This window comes from Bradyrhizobium ottawaense, from assembly GCF_900099825.1.
Taxonomy (GTDB): Bacteria; Pseudomonadota; Alphaproteobacteria; order Rhizobiales; family Xanthobacteraceae; genus Bradyrhizobium; species Bradyrhizobium ottawaense_A.
Genome location: NZ_LT629693.1, coordinates 4,754,663 through 4,769,691, shown reverse-complemented (window position 1 = coordinate 4,769,691; position 15,029 = coordinate 4,754,663). Strand labels below are relative to the sequence as shown.

Annotated in this window: 12 protein-coding genes; 10 read left to right on the top strand and 2 right to left on the bottom strand. The window is 64.7% G+C overall.

The genetic code is table 11. From position 1 onward, the window contains the following. The first annotated feature begins 40 nt into the window (after positions 1-40). The 7 genes from gap (at position 41) to BLR13_RS22165 (ending at position 7,306) form a co-directional block, all read left to right on the top strand. Positions 41-1,048 carry a type I glyceraldehyde-3-phosphate dehydrogenase gene (gap, locus tag BLR13_RS22195; RefSeq protein WP_074819544.1) on the top strand — a complete coding sequence of 336 codons (1,008 nt, stop codon included), beginning with the start codon at positions 41-43 and terminating at the stop codon, positions 1,046-1,048. Between the two features lie 128 nt (positions 1,049-1,176). Further along, positions 1,177-2,373 carry a phosphoglycerate kinase gene (locus BLR13_RS22190; RefSeq protein ID WP_074819545.1) on the top strand — a complete coding sequence of 399 codons (1,197 nt, stop codon included), beginning with the start codon at positions 1,177-1,179 and terminating at the stop codon, positions 2,371-2,373. 52 nt (positions 2,374-2,425) lie between these two features. After that, on the top strand, positions 2,426-3,493 hold the full coding sequence (fba, locus tag BLR13_RS22185; protein ID WP_074819547.1) for a class II fructose-bisphosphate aldolase: 1,068 nt from the start codon (positions 2,426-2,428) through the stop codon (positions 3,491-3,493). 108 nt (positions 3,494-3,601) lie between these two features. Continuing rightward, the gene (locus BLR13_RS22180; RefSeq protein ID WP_074819550.1) at positions 3,602-4,627 is read left to right on the top strand and encodes a class I fructose-bisphosphate aldolase; all 1,026 of its coding nucleotides are present in this window, start codon (positions 3,602-3,604) and stop codon (positions 4,625-4,627) included. A gap of 2 nt (positions 4,628-4,629) precedes the next feature. After that, a complete protein-coding gene (locus tag BLR13_RS22175; RefSeq protein ID WP_074819552.1) occupies positions 4,630-5,325 on the top strand; it encodes a thiamine phosphate synthase in 696 nt (231 codons plus the stop codon). Between the two features lie 8 nt (positions 5,326-5,333). Next, positions 5,334-6,422: a tetratricopeptide repeat protein gene (locus BLR13_RS22170; protein WP_074819555.1), complete on the top strand. Its 1,089-nt coding sequence runs from the start codon at positions 5,334-5,336 to the stop codon at positions 6,420-6,422. 89 nt (positions 6,423-6,511) lie between these two features. Beyond that, a complete protein-coding gene (locus tag BLR13_RS22165; RefSeq protein ID WP_074819557.1) occupies positions 6,512-7,306 on the top strand; it encodes an inositol monophosphatase family protein in 795 nt (264 codons plus the stop codon). Positions 7,307-7,409: 103 nt separating this feature from the next. Here the strand turns inward: BLR13_RS22165 and BLR13_RS22160 are convergent, their stop codons facing one another. Then, positions 7,410-10,556 (bottom strand): efflux RND transporter permease subunit, encoded by a 3,147-nt coding sequence (locus BLR13_RS22160; protein WP_074819559.1) that lies wholly within the window; start codon positions 10,554-10,556, stop codon positions 7,410-7,412. Positions 10,557-10,562: 6 nt separating this feature from the next. Further along, complete coding sequence (locus tag BLR13_RS22155; RefSeq protein WP_091976657.1) at positions 10,563-11,768, bottom strand: efflux RND transporter periplasmic adaptor subunit; 1,206 nt, start codon at positions 11,766-11,768, stop codon at positions 10,563-10,565. Between the two features lie 634 nt (positions 11,769-12,402). Here BLR13_RS22155 and BLR13_RS22150 point away from each other — a divergent pair. From BLR13_RS22150 to BLR13_RS22140, 3 genes are all read left to right on the top strand, one after another. Beyond that, positions 12,403-13,404 carry a flagellar motor protein MotA gene (locus BLR13_RS22150; RefSeq protein ID WP_074819560.1) on the top strand — a complete coding sequence of 334 codons (1,002 nt, stop codon included), beginning with the start codon at positions 12,403-12,405 and terminating at the stop codon, positions 13,402-13,404. Between the two features lie 142 nt (positions 13,405-13,546). Further along, a complete protein-coding gene (locus BLR13_RS22145; RefSeq protein WP_074819562.1) occupies positions 13,547-14,575 on the top strand; it encodes a peptidoglycan -binding protein in 1,029 nt (342 codons plus the stop codon). Further along, positions 14,575-15,024 (top strand): GNAT family N-acetyltransferase, encoded by a 450-nt coding sequence (locus tag BLR13_RS22140; RefSeq protein WP_074819564.1) that lies wholly within the window; start codon positions 14,575-14,577, stop codon positions 15,022-15,024. The genes BLR13_RS22145 and BLR13_RS22140 overlap by 1 nt, the downstream gene beginning before the upstream one ends. Positions 15,025-15,029: the final 5 nt, after the last annotated feature.

Genomic DNA, 15,029 nt, shown 5'->3' with positions numbered 1-15,029 from the left:
TGTCCGCGGGGACGGCGCCAGCTATTAAGGGAGAACACGCATGGCAATTCGGGTCGCGATCAATGGGTTTGGCCGCATCGGCCGCAACATCTTGCGAGCCATCGCGGAATCCGGCCGCAGGGATATCGAAGTGGTCGGGATCAACGATCTCGGCCCGGTCGAGACCAACGCCCATCTGTTGCGCTTCGACTCCGTGCATGGCCGTTTTCCCGGCACCGTGACCGTCGATGGCGACTCGATCGACGTCGGCAATGGCAAGATCAAGGTTTCCGCCGAGCGCGATCCGTCGAAGCTGCCCTGGAAGGAACTCGGCGTCGACATCGCGATGGAATGCACCGGCATCTTCAGCGCCAAGGCCAAGGCGACGGCCCATCTGACCGCCGGCGCCAAGCGCGTGCTGGTTTCCGCCCCCTCTGACGGCGCCGACGCAACCATCGTCTACGGCGTCAACCACGACAAGCTGACCAAGGAACATCTGGTCGTCTCCAACGGTTCCTGCACCACCAACTGCCTGGCCCCGATCGCCAAGGTGCTGAACGACACCGTCGGCATCGAGACCGGCTTCATGACCACGATCCACGCCTATACCGGTGACCAGCCGACGCTCGACACCCTGCACAGCGATCTCTATCGCGGCCGGGCGGCTGCGCTGTCGATGATCCCGACCTCCACCGGTGCGGCCAAGGCGATCGGCCTGGTGCTCCCCGAACTTCTGGGCAAGCTCGACGGCGTCGCGATCCGCGTGCCGACCCCGAACGTCTCCGTGGTCGACCTCAAGATCGTCGCCAAGCGCGCGACCGACGTGAAGGAAATCAACGAAGCGATGAAGCGCGCCTCCGAGCAGGAGCTGAAGGGCATCCTCGGCTACACCACCGCGCCCAACGTCTCGATCGACTTCAACCACGATCCCCACTCGTCCACGTACCATGTGGACCAGACCAAGGTGCAGAACGGCACGCTGGTGCGGGTGATGTCCTGGTACGACAACGAATGGGGTTTCTCCAACCGCATGGGCGACACCGCCGTGGCGATGGGGAAGCTGCTCTAAGTCTCGTGTCCCGGACGCGGTGCAGCGCGCTTGCGCTGCGCCGCTGAGCCGGGACCCATTCCAGCGTAGGTCCCGGTTCTGCACAGCGGCACTTCGCGCCGCTATGCGCCCGGGACAAGAGAGCGCCTATGACAAAATCATTCCGCACCCTCGATGACGTCGACGTAAGGGGCAAGCGCGTACTGCTGCGCGTCGACCTCAACGTGCCCATGGAAAACGGCCGCGTCAGCGATGCGACCCGGCTCGAACGCGTCGTGCCGACCATCACCGAGATTTCCGGCAAGGGCGGCAAGGTCATCCTGCTCGCGCATTTCGGCCGTCCGAAGGGACGCGACGCCAAGGACTCGCTGAAACCCGTCGCCGCCGCGCTCTCGCTGGTGATCAAGAAGCCGGTCGCCTTTGCCGACGACTGCATCGGCGAGCCCGCCGCCACGGCCGTGGCCGCGATGAAGGATGGCGACATCCTGTGCCTGGAAAACACCCGTTTCCATAAAGAGGAAGAGAAGAACGACCCCGCCTTCGTGGCCGAGTTGGCAAAACTCGGCGACATCTGGGTCAACGACGCCTTCTCGGCCGCGCACCGGGCCCACGCCACGACCGAAGGCCTCGGCCACAAGCTGCCGGCCTATGCCGGCCGCACCATGCAGGCCGAACTCGACGCCCTCGGCAAGGCGCTGGAAGCGCCGACCAAGCCTGTCATCGCGATCATCGGCGGCGCCAAGGTCTCGACCAAGATCGATCTCTTGGAAAACCTCGTCAGCAAGGTCGATGCGCTGGTGATCGGCGGCGGCATGGCCAATACCTTCCTGCACGCGCAGGGCGTCGGCGTCGGCAAGTCGCTGGCGGAAAAGGACCTCGCCGCGACCGCGCTGCGGATCATGGAAAAGGCGGAAGCCGCGAACTGCGCCATCATCCTCCCCGTAGACGCCGTGGTCGCGTATCATTTCGCGGCCAACTCGCCGTCCCACGCCTATGGGCTCGACGCGATCCCGGCCGACGGCATGATCCTCGACGTCGGCCCGCAATCGATCGCACGGATTCACGCCGCGATCGACGACGCCGCGACGCTGGTATGGAACGGCCCGCTCGGGGCCTTCGAGATGACGCCATTCGACCGCGGCACCATGGTGTCGGCCAGGCATGCGGCGGAGCGGACCAAAGCCAAAAAGCTGGTTTCGGTCGCCGGCGGCGGCGATACCGTCGCGGCCCTCAACCAGGCCGGCGTTGCCCATGATTTCAGCTATGTTTCGACCGCGGGCGGCGCGTTTCTCGAATGGATGGAGGGGAAACCTCTGCCCGGTGTCGAAGTTCTAAAACTGCGCTAAGCTCATATGGGATCCGGCGCCCAGGGCGCCGCTAAGACAACGGAGAATACGGATGGCTCGGATTACGTTGCGTCAATTGCTCGACCACGCGGCGGAGCATGATTACGGCGTGCCGGCCTTCAACATCAACAATATGGAGCAGGCGCTGGCCATCATGGAGGCCGCCTCCAGCCTCGATGCCCCCGTCATCATCCAGGCCTCGCGCGGCGCGCGCTCCTATGCCAACGACATCATGCTCAAACACATGATGGACGCGGTCACCGAAATCTATCCGCAGATCCCGGTCTGCGTGCATCTCGATCACGGCAACGGCCCCGACACCTGCATGACCGCGATCCAGGCCGGCTTTACCTCCGTGATGATGGACGGCTCGCTGAAGGCCGACGGCAAGAGCCCGGCCGACTGGAGCTACAATGTCGGCGTCACCAAGACCGTCACCGACATGGCTCATCTCGGCGGCATTTCGGTGGAAGGCGAACTCGGCGTGCTCGGCTCGCTGGAAACCGGCATGGGCGACAAGGAAGACGGCCACGGCGCCGAAGGCAAATTGTCGCACGACCAGTTGCTGACCAACCCCGACGAGGCCGTGAAGTTCGTCAGGGAGACCAAGGTCGACGCACTCGCGATCGCGATGGGCACCTCGCACGGCGCCTACAAGTTCACGCGCAAGCCCGACGGCGACATCCTCGCCATGAACGTGATCGAGGAGATCCATCGCAAGCTGCCGAACACGCATCTGGTGATGCATGGTTCGTCCTCGGTGCCGCAGGACCTGCAGGAGATCATCAACGCCAACGGCGGCAAGATGAAGCCGACCTGGGGCGTGCCGGTTTCCGAAATCCAGCGCGGCATCAAGCACGGCGTCCGCAAGATCAACATCGACACCGACAACCGTATGGCGATGACCGGCCAGATCCGTAAAGTGCTGAAGGACAATCCGGAAGAATTCGACCCGCGCAAGTATCTCAAGCCGGCGATGGAAGCGATGACCAAGCTGTGCAAGCAGCGGCTGCAGGAATTCAACACCGCGGGTCAGGCGAGCAAGATCAAGAAGGTGATGACCACGGCCGACATGGCCAAGCGTTACGCCAAGGGCGAGCTCGATCCGAAGGTGGCGTGATATCACGCTGATCTCCGCGAGCAGCCTGCCCCTGAGCGAAGCTTTTCTCGGCCGTTGCCCGAGAACCGCCCATTTTGGTTTGCAAGGCATGCTCTGGAGAACGTCCCGATGAATCTCGCCGACCTCAACACGGTCGCTCTTGCCATGGTAACGCCGGGCAAGGGCATACTCGCCGCCGACGAATCCTCCGGCACGATCAAGAAGCGCTTCGACGCCATCAAGGTCGAATCGACCGAGGAAACCCGCCGGGACTATCGTGAAATGCTGTTTCGCTCGCAGGAGGCGATGAGCCGGTACATCTCCGGCGTCATCCTCTATGACGAAACGATCTGGCAGAACGCCAGGGACGGCACGCCGCTGATCAAGCTGATCGAACAGGCCGGCGCCATTCCCGGGATCAAGGTCGACGAGGGAACCCAACCCTTGCCGAATTGCCCGGGCGAGTTGGTCACCGCGGGCCTCGATAAGCTCGCCGAACGCCTGAAGAAATATTACGAACGCGGCGCGCGGTTCGCCAAATGGCGCGCCGTGATCGACATCGGAAAAACCATTCCGACAATGACAGCCATTTCCGTCAACGCGCACGCGCTCGCACGCTACGCGGCGTTGTGCCAGGCCGCCCAGATCGTGCCGATCGTCGAACCGGAAGTGCTGATGGACGGCGATCACGATATCGACCGCTGCTATGAGGTGACCGAGCGTGTGCTCAACAAGACCTTTCAGGAAATGCGCGTTCAGCGCGTCGCGCTGGAAGGCATGATCCTCAAACCCAATATGGCCATTTCCGGCAAGAAGAGTTCCACGCAAGCCTCCGTCGAAGAGGTCGCTCAGAAGACTATCCGGCTGCTGAAGGCTTGCGTGCCGGCCGCCGTTCCCGGCATTGCCTTCCTTTCCGGCGGGCAGTCCGACCAGGAAGCCACCGCGCATCTCGACGCCATGAACCGGATCGGCGGCCTGCCGTGGCGGCTCACCTTCTCCTACGGCCGCGCGCTGCAGGCAGCGCCGCAGCAGGCCTGGGCAGGCAAGGCTGCAAACGTGGCCGCGGGCCAGCAGGCGTTCGTCCATCGCGCACGGATGAATGCGCTCGCGAGCAAGGGCGAATGGAAGCCCGACCTCGAACAGAAGGCGGCATAGACTTGGCCAGCAAACCTCCTCCGCCGCGCCCGGCGCCGCGGCTCTATCTCGCGACGCCCGAACTGGACGATCCGTCACAACTGGCGGCAAGCCTGCCGGGCCTGCTTGCCGGCGCCGATGTCGCCGCGGTGCTGCTGCGGCTTCGCGAGACCGACCAGAAAACCATGATCTCGCGCATCAAGGCGCTGGCGCCCGCCGTGCAGGACAGCGGCGCGGCGCTGCTGCTGGAGGGTCATGTCGAGCTGGTGGCGCGGGCCGGCGCCGACGGCGCGCATCTGAACGGGATCGCGGCGATGGAAGACGCGATGCCGTCGCTGAAGCCCGACCGCATCGCCGGCGTCGGCGGGCTCGCGACGCGGCACGATTCGATGGCCGCGGGCGAAGCCGGCGCCGACTACGTGCTGTTCGGCGAGCCCGACAGCCATGGACAGCGGCCCTCGGTCGAGGCGATTGCCGAGCGCCTACAATGGTGGGAAGAACTGTTCGAACCGCCCTGTGTCGGCTTTGCCGTCTCGCGCGAAGAGGCTGCCGAATTCGCATCCGCCGGCGCCGATTTTGTCCTGGTCGGCGATTTCATCTGGGCCGATCCGCGTGGCGCCAAGGCGGCGCTGGCCGATGTCGAGCAGGCGATCAAACAGGCGCATGCCGCAGCGCTTGGGAAACAACCGCCTGGAAAAGAAATGACCGGACAGGGATAACGCCGGACATGAACTTCCTGCGTCCGATATCGATTGTTGCGGGCCTTGCGATGGTGGCGACGACGGCGTCCGCGCAGATCTCGCTGACGCCGCCCGCAGCCCAGCCGTCGGCGACCACGCCTGCCGCGAAGAAGGAAAAGCCGACACAAGCACCGAAGCCGAAGGCGACTTCCGCGGCAAAGAAACCAGCCGCGACGGCCAAACCGGCGGCGACGCCGACACCCACGCCTTCGCCGACCGCGACATTCGACGATCCCAATGTCGACCTCGTCTACGGCGCCTATCAGCGCGGCCTCTACAAGACCGCATTCGATCTCGCCACCACGCGCGCCCAATTTAACAACGATCCGAAGGCGATGACGATGCTCGGCGAGCTCTACGCCAACGCCATGGGCGTCAAGCGCGACTATGCCAAGGCGGCCGAATGGTATCAGCGCGCGGCCGATGCGGGGGACCGCGAGGGCATGTTCGCGCTCGCGATGATGAAACTCTCCGGCCGCGGCGGCAAGGTCGACCGCGAGCAGGCCGTCAGGCTGCTGGCCTCCTCGGCCAAGCTCGGCGAGCCCAAGGCGGCCTATAACCTGGCGCTGCTCTATATCGACGGCCAGACCCTGCCGCAGGACCTCAGGCGTTCCGCCGAACTGCTGCGCGTTGCCGCCGATGCCGGCAACCCGGAAGCGCAATACGCGCTCGCGACCTTCTACAAGGAGGGCACCGGCGTGCCGAAGGACATCGACAAGGCGGTGCGCCTGCTGCAGGCGGCGTCGCTGGCCGATAATGTCGACGCCGAGGTCGAATATGCCATCGCGATGTTCAACGGCACCGGCACGCCGCAGAACCAGTCCGCCGCCGTGGCGCTGTTGCGCAAGGCCGCACGGCAGAACAGCCCGATCGCGCAGAACCGCCTCGCCCGCGTGCTGGTGAACGGCCAGGGCGCGCCGGTGGACAAGATCGAAGGCCTGAAATGGCACATTGTCGCCAAAACCGCCGGGAAAGGCGATCCGGAACTGGACGAGGCGCTGGCGGGCCTCAGCGCCGAGGATCGCGCCAAGGCCCAGGGGGCCGCGCGCAAATGGATCGGCAACACCGGTAAATGACGCCTTGACGGCGGCACATCAGCAGGGCACCCAGTCCCTGACTTCCCACGGCCACGGCCCGTTTCCTCTCAACCGACAAGCCTCGCATCATGCTGCATTCAGCCCTTATCAACGTCATGGTGAAAGCCGCGCGCAATGCCGGCCGTGGCCTGAAGCGCGACCTCGGCGAGATCGAACATCTGCAGGTGTCGCTGAAGGGGCCGGCGAACTTCGTCAGCCTCGCCGACAAGCGCGCCGAGGAAGTGCTTTACAAGGATCTCGCCAAGGCGCGGCCGGGCTACGGCTTCATCGGCGAGGAAGGCGGCAACCGCGAAGGCGCCGACAAGAGCCATATCTGGATCGTCGATCCCCTGGACGGCACCACCAATTTCCTGCACGGCATCCCGCAATTCGCGATCTCGATCGGCCTGCAGCGCGAGGGCGTCATCATCGCCGGCGTGATCTACAACCCCGCCAACGACGAGCTCTACATCGCCGAACGCGGCAAGGGCGCGTTCCTCAACGACCAGCGGCTGCGCGTCGCCGGACGCCGCCAGCTCAATGAATGCGTGATCGCCTGCGGCCTGCCGCATATCGGGCGCGGCGACCACGAACTGGCGCTCCGCGAAATGGCCGCGCTGCAGAGCAAGGTCGCCGGCTTCCGCCGCTTCGGCGCCGCCTCGCTCGACATGGCCTTCGTCGCCGCCGGCCGTCTCGACGGCTATTGGGAGCGCAACCTGCAGCCCTGGGACATGGCGGCCGGCCAGATCATGGTCCGCGAAGCCGGCGGCACCGTCAGTTGCGTCGATGGCGCCAGCGACCCGCTCAAGACCGGCCACGTGATCTGCGGCAATGAGTACATCCACGGCGAACTGGTGAAGATTATTAAGGGGCTGGGGAAGTGACAACACCGTAGGTGTTGTCATGCCCGGACTTGATCCGGGCATCCATCAATCTTCATAAGAGTCTTTTTGGATGGATTGCCGGGTCAAGCCCGGCAATGACAAGCTATTGGATGCCTTGCGCCGGCTGACCCTCCGGCTCCGCTTTCGCCACCTTCTCCCGGTCCCCCGCCAGCACGCGCTGCACGCTGACAAAGAACACCGGCACCATCAACAGCGCCAGGATCACCACCGCGATCATGCCGCCCATGACGCTGGTGCCGAGCGCCTGCTGGCTGGCGCCGCCGGCGCCTTGCGCGATCACCATCGGCAGCACGCCGCACACGAAGGCTAGGCCCGTCATCAGGATCGGGCGGAAACGCAAGGTGCACGCCTCCACCGTCGCCTCGACCAGCGGCTTGCCTTGCGCGCGCAGATCCTTGGCGAATTCGATGATCAGGATGGCGTCCTTGGCAGCCAGGCCAATGATGGTGATGAGGCCGACGGTGAAATAGACGTCGTTGGGCAGGCCGCGCAGCGACGCCGCCAGCACCGCGCCGCAGATGCCGAGCGGCACCGCCAGCAGCACCGCCAGCGGAATGGTCCAGCTTTCATAGAGCGCGGCGAGACACAGGAACACCACCAGCGCCGACAGCCCGAGCAGGAACGGCGCCTGCGAGCCCGACAGTTTTTCCTGCAGCGACTGCCCGGTCCATTCGAAGCCGAAGCCGCGCGGCAGTTTTCCCGCGAGCCGCTCCATCTCGGCAATCGCATCACCGGAGGTGTAGCCAGGTTTGGCCTCGCCGCTGATGCGCACCGCGGGATAGAAATTGAAGCCCCCGATCTGCGTCGGCCCCTTCTGCCACTCGACGGTGGCAAACGCGGAGAACGGCACCAGTTGGCCGCGGCTGTTCTTGACGTTGTAATTGAGGATATCGTCGGCGTTCATGCGGCTGGCGCGGTCGGCCTGCACGATCACGCGCTGCATGCGGCCGCGGTTTGGGAAATCGTTGACGTAATTCGAACCGAGATTGGTCGAAATGGTGCTGTTGATGTCCTCGAAGGTGACGCCGAACGCGCCGGCCTTTTCGCGGTCGATGGTGAGGTTGACCTGCGGCGCCGGCGGCAGGCCTTCGATATAAACCTTCTGCAGAACCGGGCTCGCATTGGCCTCCGCGATCAGCCGGTCGGCCGCCGCCGTCAGCGCCGGATAGCCCTTCTGGCCGCGGTCCTGCAGGCGGAACGAGAAGCCGGAGGAATTGCCGAGATTGTCGATCGGCGGCGGCTGCAGCGCCGTGATCTTGGCGTCGCGGATCGACGACAGGTCGCGGTTGATGTCGGCGACGATCGACGCCGCCGAATCGCCGGCCGGCCGGTCCGACCAGTCCTTCAGCGAGATGAACGCCTGCGCGGTGTTGACGCCTTGTCCGAGGAAGCTGAAGCCGGTCAGGAACGTCACGTTCTCGACGCCGGCGCGACCTTTAAGATAAGTTTCCACCTTCTCGACCGCGGCTTCCGTGCGGGCGTAGGAGGAGTCAGACGGCGTCTGCACGTCGGTGGTAATAAAACCCTGGTCGTCGATCGGCAGGAAGCCGCCGGGCAGGCGAATGAAGGCCCAGCCCAATCCGATCAGCAGCGCGGCATAGATCAGCATCAGCCGGCCGGTGCGCTTCAGCGAAGCCTTCACGGTGCGGGAATAGCCGTCGCGGCTGGAGTCGAGCATGCGGTTGAACCAGCCGAACACGCCCTTCTTCGCGTGGCCGTGGCCTGACGTGACCGGCTTCAGCAGGGTCGCGCACAGGGCGGGGGTCAGCGACATCGCCAGCAGCGCGGAGAACGCAATCGCCGCCACCATCGTCACCGAGAACTGGCGGTAGATGATGCCCACCGATCCCGGGAAGAACGCCATCGGCACGAACACCGCGACCAGCACCAGCGTGATGCCGATGATGGCGCCCGAGATCTGCGACATCGCCTTGCGGGTGGCTTCCTTCGGCGGCAGGCCTTCCTCCGCCATGATGCGCTCGACGTTCTCGACCACGACGATGGCGTCGTCGACGAGAATACCCACCGCCAGCACCATGCCGAACATGGTCAGCATATTGATGGAGTAACCGGCAACCAAAAGCGTCGCGCAGGTGCCGAGCAGCGCCACCGGCACCACGATGGTCGGAATGATGGTGTAGCGGATGTTCTGCAGGAACAGGAACATCACGATGAACACCAGCACCACCGCTTCGACCAGCGTCGACAACACCTTCTCGATCGAGGCTTTCACCACGGGCGTGATGTTGTAGGGAATCTCATAGGCGATATTGGCCGGGAAGAAGCGCGACAGCTCCTTCATCTTCGCTTCCACCGCGCTCGCGGTCGCCAGCGCGTTGCCGGTCGGCGACAGCAGCACCGAGAGGCCCGCGGTCGGCTTGCCGTTGAGGCGGGTGTTGAACTGGTAGCTCAGTCCGCCGATCTCAATGCGGGCGACGTCGCGCAGCCGCACCGTCGAACCGTCGGCGTTGGCGCGCAGGATGATGGCACCGAATTCGTCCGGCGACGACAGTTGTCCCTTGACCAGCACCAGCGCCGAAATCTTCTGATCCTCCGTGCTCGGCTCGGCGCCGACGCTGCCGGAGGCTACTTGCGCGTTCTGCGCCGTGATCGCCTTGTTGACGTCGTCGGCAGTGAGCCCGTAACCGACCAGCTTGGCGGGATCGACCCAGATCCTCAGCGAACGTTCGGTCGAATACAGCGTGGCGCGGCCGACGCCGGGAATGCGCCTGATTTCGCCGAGCACGTTGCGGATCATGAAATCGCCGAGGCCGATCTCGTCGAGGCTGCCGTCCGTCGAGCGCAGCGTGATGATCTGCAGCACGGCGCTGGAGGCCTCCTCGACCAGGATACCCTGCTGGATCACCGCGCGCGGCAGCCGCGCCTCGACGCGCTTGAGGCGGTTCTGCACTTCCACCGACGCCGCACCGGTCTCGGTGCCCGGGACGAAGTTGGCTGTTATCTCGACCTGTCCCAGCGAGTCGCTGGTGGATTCGAAATTGAGGATGCCGGAGGCGCCGTTGAGCTCCTCTTCGATCAGCCGGGTGACGCTGTTGTAGAGGTTTTCCGGCGACGCGCCGGGATAGCTGGTCGAGATCGAGATCGAGGGCGGCGCGATGATCGGATATTGCGCCACCGCCAGCAGCGGAATCGAGATCGCGCCGATCAGGCAGATGAACAGCGCAACCACCCAGGCGAAGATCGGCCTGTCGATGAAGAAACTCGGCATTGGAATTTACCGCAGCGCTTGCGCGGCAAGCTTGGCGTCCCGCGCCACGTCGGCGGACGCGTCCGCTTCGGCCCAGGCCTGCGGCCGGACCTTGTCGCCGGCGGCGAACTTCTGAAAACCCTCGACCACGACGCGGTCGCCGGCCTTCAGGCCTTCGGTGACGAGCCAATGGCCGTCCTGGATCGAACCGGTGCGCACCGGCTGCACCGCGACCAGATTGTCGTCCTTGACCACGAACACTTCGCTGCCGCCGCCGACGTTGCGCTGGATCGCCTGCTGCGGTACCGCGATGGCGTCGCTGTCGATGCCCTGCTCGATCTGCACGCGGACATACATGCCGGGCAGCAATTCGCGCTTCGGATTGGGAAACTCGCCGCGCAGCGTCACCTGCCCGGTATGGGCATCGACCTTGGCATCCGAGAACAGCAATTTGCCGACCTGCGGATAGAGCGCGCCGTCGTCGAGCACGAGGCGGACCTTCACGGCATCCTGCGAGATACGATCGAGTTCGCCGCTCTCGAGCGCGCGGCGCAGATGATTGAGCTCGGTCACCGACTGGGTGAAATCGGCATAGATCGGGTCGAGCTGCTGGATGGTCGCAAGGCTCGCGGTCTCGTTCTGCACGACCAGCGCGCCTTCGCTGACCAGGGCCGCACCGACGATGCCGTCGATCGGCGCGCGGATGGTCGCATAATCGAGATTGAGTCTGGCGCGCGCGACGTCGGCCTTGCGGCCGGCCACGTCGGCTTCGGCCTGACGCAGGCTCGCAATCGCTTCCTCGTTCTTGGCTTCGGGCGCGGCGCGCTGGCTAGTCAGCGTGGCGATGCGGTTGGCATGCTGGGTGGCCTGCTCGAGCGTGGCCTTGGCGCGCGCCAGCGCCGCCTCGGTCGACTGCACCTCGACCTCGAACGGCCGCGGATCGATCTTGTAGAGCGTATCGCCGGCTTTGACCTCGCTGCCCTGGTTGAACAGCCGCTGTACGACAATGCCGGACACCCGCGGACGCACGTCGGACACCCGCGTCGGCGCGATGCGTCCCGGCAGTTCGCGCACCATGGCGCGGGCCTGCGGCTTGACGGTGACGATGCTGACGTCCGGCTCGGTAGGTTGTGCGGCGGCGGCGACATTCGGTTCGTCGCAACCGGCCAACAACGGCGCCATGGCAGCGAGCATCAAGGCAATGCCGGCCGATCGCGCGCGAAATCCAGACATAGACAAAGGGCACCCCAAAATTCGAGTTGAAACGCGAATGCAAATTCGCGGGCGTCGTCACGACCACGAAACACTGTTGATGGGGTCAGGATAGGAGACGCCTGCTGCGATGCAACACGTTTCGTGGCGGCCCAATGTCACACAAGGCTATCGCCTTAAACGAACAGCATCTTTTGCCGACTCACCGGATTGTGAGCGGGTTCCATCCCAGCGGGTGCGAATGAAATTCAAAACCGCTGATGAGGAACGCGCCGCTTTCGTGCGCGGGAAGGCAGCACGCTGCAGGATTGCGAGGTGCCAAAATGCGAATCGAATTCGTAGCCCGGATGGAGCGCAGCGCAATCCGGGGACGCATCAATGCCACATTGGCCCCGGGTTTCGCTTCGCTTCACCCGGGCTACGCCGCCGCCTTCATACGGTGGCCGCCAGCGCTCCGAAATACAGGACCGTCATGCAAAATCCCAAATATCGCGGTTGGAAGTTGAACCCGTCCAAAATACGCTGCCGACCAAGCCGGGTTCAGCGTGAAGTTTCGTGATCCTCTCCCGAAATCAGGCCTTTCGATCTTTTTTCTCTCGCCCGCTGTGCCATATTGGCGCCCACGCGCGGCTTTTCGCAACGGATGACACCCGCAATGCCCTCAGGCTCCCCCTCCCGCTCCGAAATGGAGATCGAACTGAGCAAATTGTCCTCACCTCGGATTTTTCTGGTGCGGATGCTGGTGTTCCTGGTGCTGTGCGCACTGGTCATGGTCGTGCTCTACAAGCAGATCGTCACCGCCTTCTTTGCCAACCCCGGCCTCAACGCGCTGATCGGCGCGGTGCTCCTGATCGGCATCATCCTGTCGTTCCGGCAGGTGATCCGGCTCTATCCGGAAGTCGCCTGGGTCAATAATTTCCGCATTGCCGATCCCGGCCTCGCGGTCGAGCAGCGCCCGACGCTGCTGGCGCCGATGGCGGCGATCCTCGGCGGCGAACGCACCGGGCGGATGTCGATCTCGCAGCAGACCATGCGGCATTTGCTGGATTCGATCGCCACCCGGCTCGACGAGGCCCGCGATATTTCGCGCTACATGACGGGCTTGCTGGTGTTTCTCGGCCTGCTCGGCACCTTCTGGGGCCTGATCGAGACCGTCGGCTCCGTCGGCAAGGTGATCGACGGGCTGAAGGTCGGCGGCGACGCCGGCGCCCTGTTCGATACCCTGAAAGAGGGACTCGCCGCGCCGCTCGGCGGCATGGGCATTTCGTTCTCGTCCTCGCTGTTCGGCCTCGCCGGCTCGCTGATCCTGGGCTTTCTCGACCTGCAGTCGAGCCAGGCGCAGAATCGCTTCTACACCGATCTCGAGGACTGGCTCGCCTCCACCGTGCGCGAATATTCCGGCGAAGGCGCCCCCGCCGGCGTCAGCGGCGAATTGCAGCACGCGATGGAGCGCCTGCGCGCGGTGGTCGAGGAAGGCGGCGGCGGCCGCAGCACCACGGCGGCGATGGCCAACCTCGCCGAAGCCATTCAGGGCCTGGTCGCGCATATGCGCACCGAGCAGCAGATGATCCGCGAATGGGCCGACGGCCAGGGCGAGCAGAACCGCGAGATCAAGAAACTGCTGGAGCGGATCGCAAGGCAGCCCGAGAAGAGCTAGACAAGGTTTCGTGCCCCGGACGCAGCGCAGCACGGAAGTGATGCGCTGCGGAGCCGGGGCCCATCGCGATAGGTCCCGGCTCTGCGGAGCAGCGTTGCACGCTGCACCGCGTCCGGGACACGAAAGTACCGGAGAACACTGAATGGCCCTCGCCCGCAGTCGCCGCAACGAAACCGGATTCAACTACTGGCCGGGATTCGTCGACGCGCTGTCGACGCTGGTGCTGTCGATCGTGTTCCTGTTGTCGGTGTTCCTGGTGGTGCAGTTCTTCCTGTCGCAGGAAGTCACCGGCAAGGACAAGGCGCTGGAGCAGCTCAATGCCAAGATCGCGCAGTTGAACGACCTGCTGTCGCTGGAAAAACTCTCCGGGCTCAACCTCAATGACCAGCTCTCGCAGGCGCGCGCCGGGCTGGCCTCGGTGGAAGCCGAGCGCGACCGCATCAAGGGACTCTATGACGGGCTCGCCGGCGCCGGCAGCAACGCCGAAGGCCGTGCGGCCGAACTCAACAAGGCGCTCGACTCCGAAAAAACGGTTTCGTCGCGGGCGCTGGCGCAGATCGAGGTGCTGAACCAGCAGATCAGCGCGCTACGGCGCCAGCTTGCAGCCCTCGAAGAGGCGCTCGACGCTTCCGAGAAACGCGACAAGGAATCCCAGGGCCGCATTGCCGATCTGGGATCGCGGTTGAACGTGGCGCTGGCGCAGCGGGTGCAGGAACTGTCGCGCTACCGTTCGGAATTCTTCGGCCGCCTGCGCGCCATTCTCGGCAACCGGCCCGATATCCGCATTGTGGGCGACCGCTTCGTGTTCCAGTCGGAAGTGTTCTTCGATACCGGACAGGCGCTGCTGTTGCCCGAAGGCAAGGCCGAGCTCGACAAGCTCGCCACCGCTTTGATTGATCTCGACAAGCAGATCCCGAGCGAAATCGCCTGGGTGCTGCGGGTCGACGGCCACACCGACGTGCGGCCGATCAACAGCCCCTTGTTCAAGTCGAACTGGGAATTGTCGTCGGCGCGCGCCATCTCGGTGGTGCAATACCTGGTCTCGCTCGGCGTGCCCGCACAGCGCCTGGTCGCGGCCGGCTTTGCGGAATTCCAGCCGCTGGATACGGCGCCGACCGAAGAGGCCTACAAGCGCAACCGCCGCATCGAGCTGAAGCTGACGGAACGCTAGTGACGGCAGCGTTTCACTTACGCCCCTACCGCGCCGAGGACGAGGACGCCGCGATCGAGCTGTGGCTGCGGACCTGGCAGTTGGCCTATCCCTCGATCGACTTCGCCGCCCGGGTGACATGGTGGCGCGAGCGCTGGCGCAACGAGCTGGTACCGAACGCCGATATCATCGTCGCGGAACAGGCAGAGGTGCAAATCGGCTTCGTCACCATCGACAGCCAAGGCTATCTCGACCAGCTCGTGGTCAGCCCCGATCACTGGGGCTCTCCACTCGCCACCGCGCTCGTCGACGAAGCCAAGCGGCTGTCGCCCGGCGGCGTCACGCTGAAGGTCAACGCCGACAATGACCGCGCGATCCGCTTCTATCAGCGCAACGGATTTATACATGACGGCGAGGATGTGAACCCGTCGTCAAAACGGCTGATCCTGAAGATGGCATGGCGGCCGTGACGGCC

Excerpts from the sequence above, each read along its gene's own strand:
- BLR13_RS22180 (WP_074819550.1), top strand. The coding sequence starts at position 3,602 with ATGAATCTCGCCGACCTCAACACGGTCGCTCTTGCCATGGTAACGCCG.
- BLR13_RS22160 (WP_074819559.1), bottom strand. The coding sequence starts at position 10,556 with ATGCCGAGTTTCTTCATCGACAGGCCGATCTTCGCCTGGGTGGTTGCG.
- BLR13_RS22155 (WP_091976657.1), bottom strand. The coding sequence starts at position 11,768 with ATGTCTGGATTTCGCGCGCGATCGGCCGGCATTGCCTTGATGCTCGCT.
- BLR13_RS22170 (WP_074819555.1), top strand. The coding sequence starts at position 5,334 with ATGAACTTCCTGCGTCCGATATCGATTGTTGCGGGCCTTGCGATGGTG.
- BLR13_RS22145 (WP_074819562.1), top strand. The coding sequence starts at position 13,547 with ATGGCCCTCGCCCGCAGTCGCCGCAACGAAACCGGATTCAACTACTGG.
- BLR13_RS22190 (WP_074819545.1), top strand. The coding sequence starts at position 1,177 with ATGACAAAATCATTCCGCACCCTCGATGACGTCGACGTAAGGGGCAAG.
- BLR13_RS22165 (WP_074819557.1), top strand. The coding sequence starts at position 6,512 with ATGCTGCATTCAGCCCTTATCAACGTCATGGTGAAAGCCGCGCGCAAT.
- gap (WP_074819544.1), top strand. The coding sequence starts at position 41 with ATGGCAATTCGGGTCGCGATCAATGGGTTTGGCCGCATCGGCCGCAAC.
- fba (WP_074819547.1), top strand. The coding sequence starts at position 2,426 with ATGGCTCGGATTACGTTGCGTCAATTGCTCGACCACGCGGCGGAGCAT.
- BLR13_RS22150 (WP_074819560.1), top strand. The coding sequence starts at position 12,403 with ATGCCCTCAGGCTCCCCCTCCCGCTCCGAAATGGAGATCGAACTGAGC.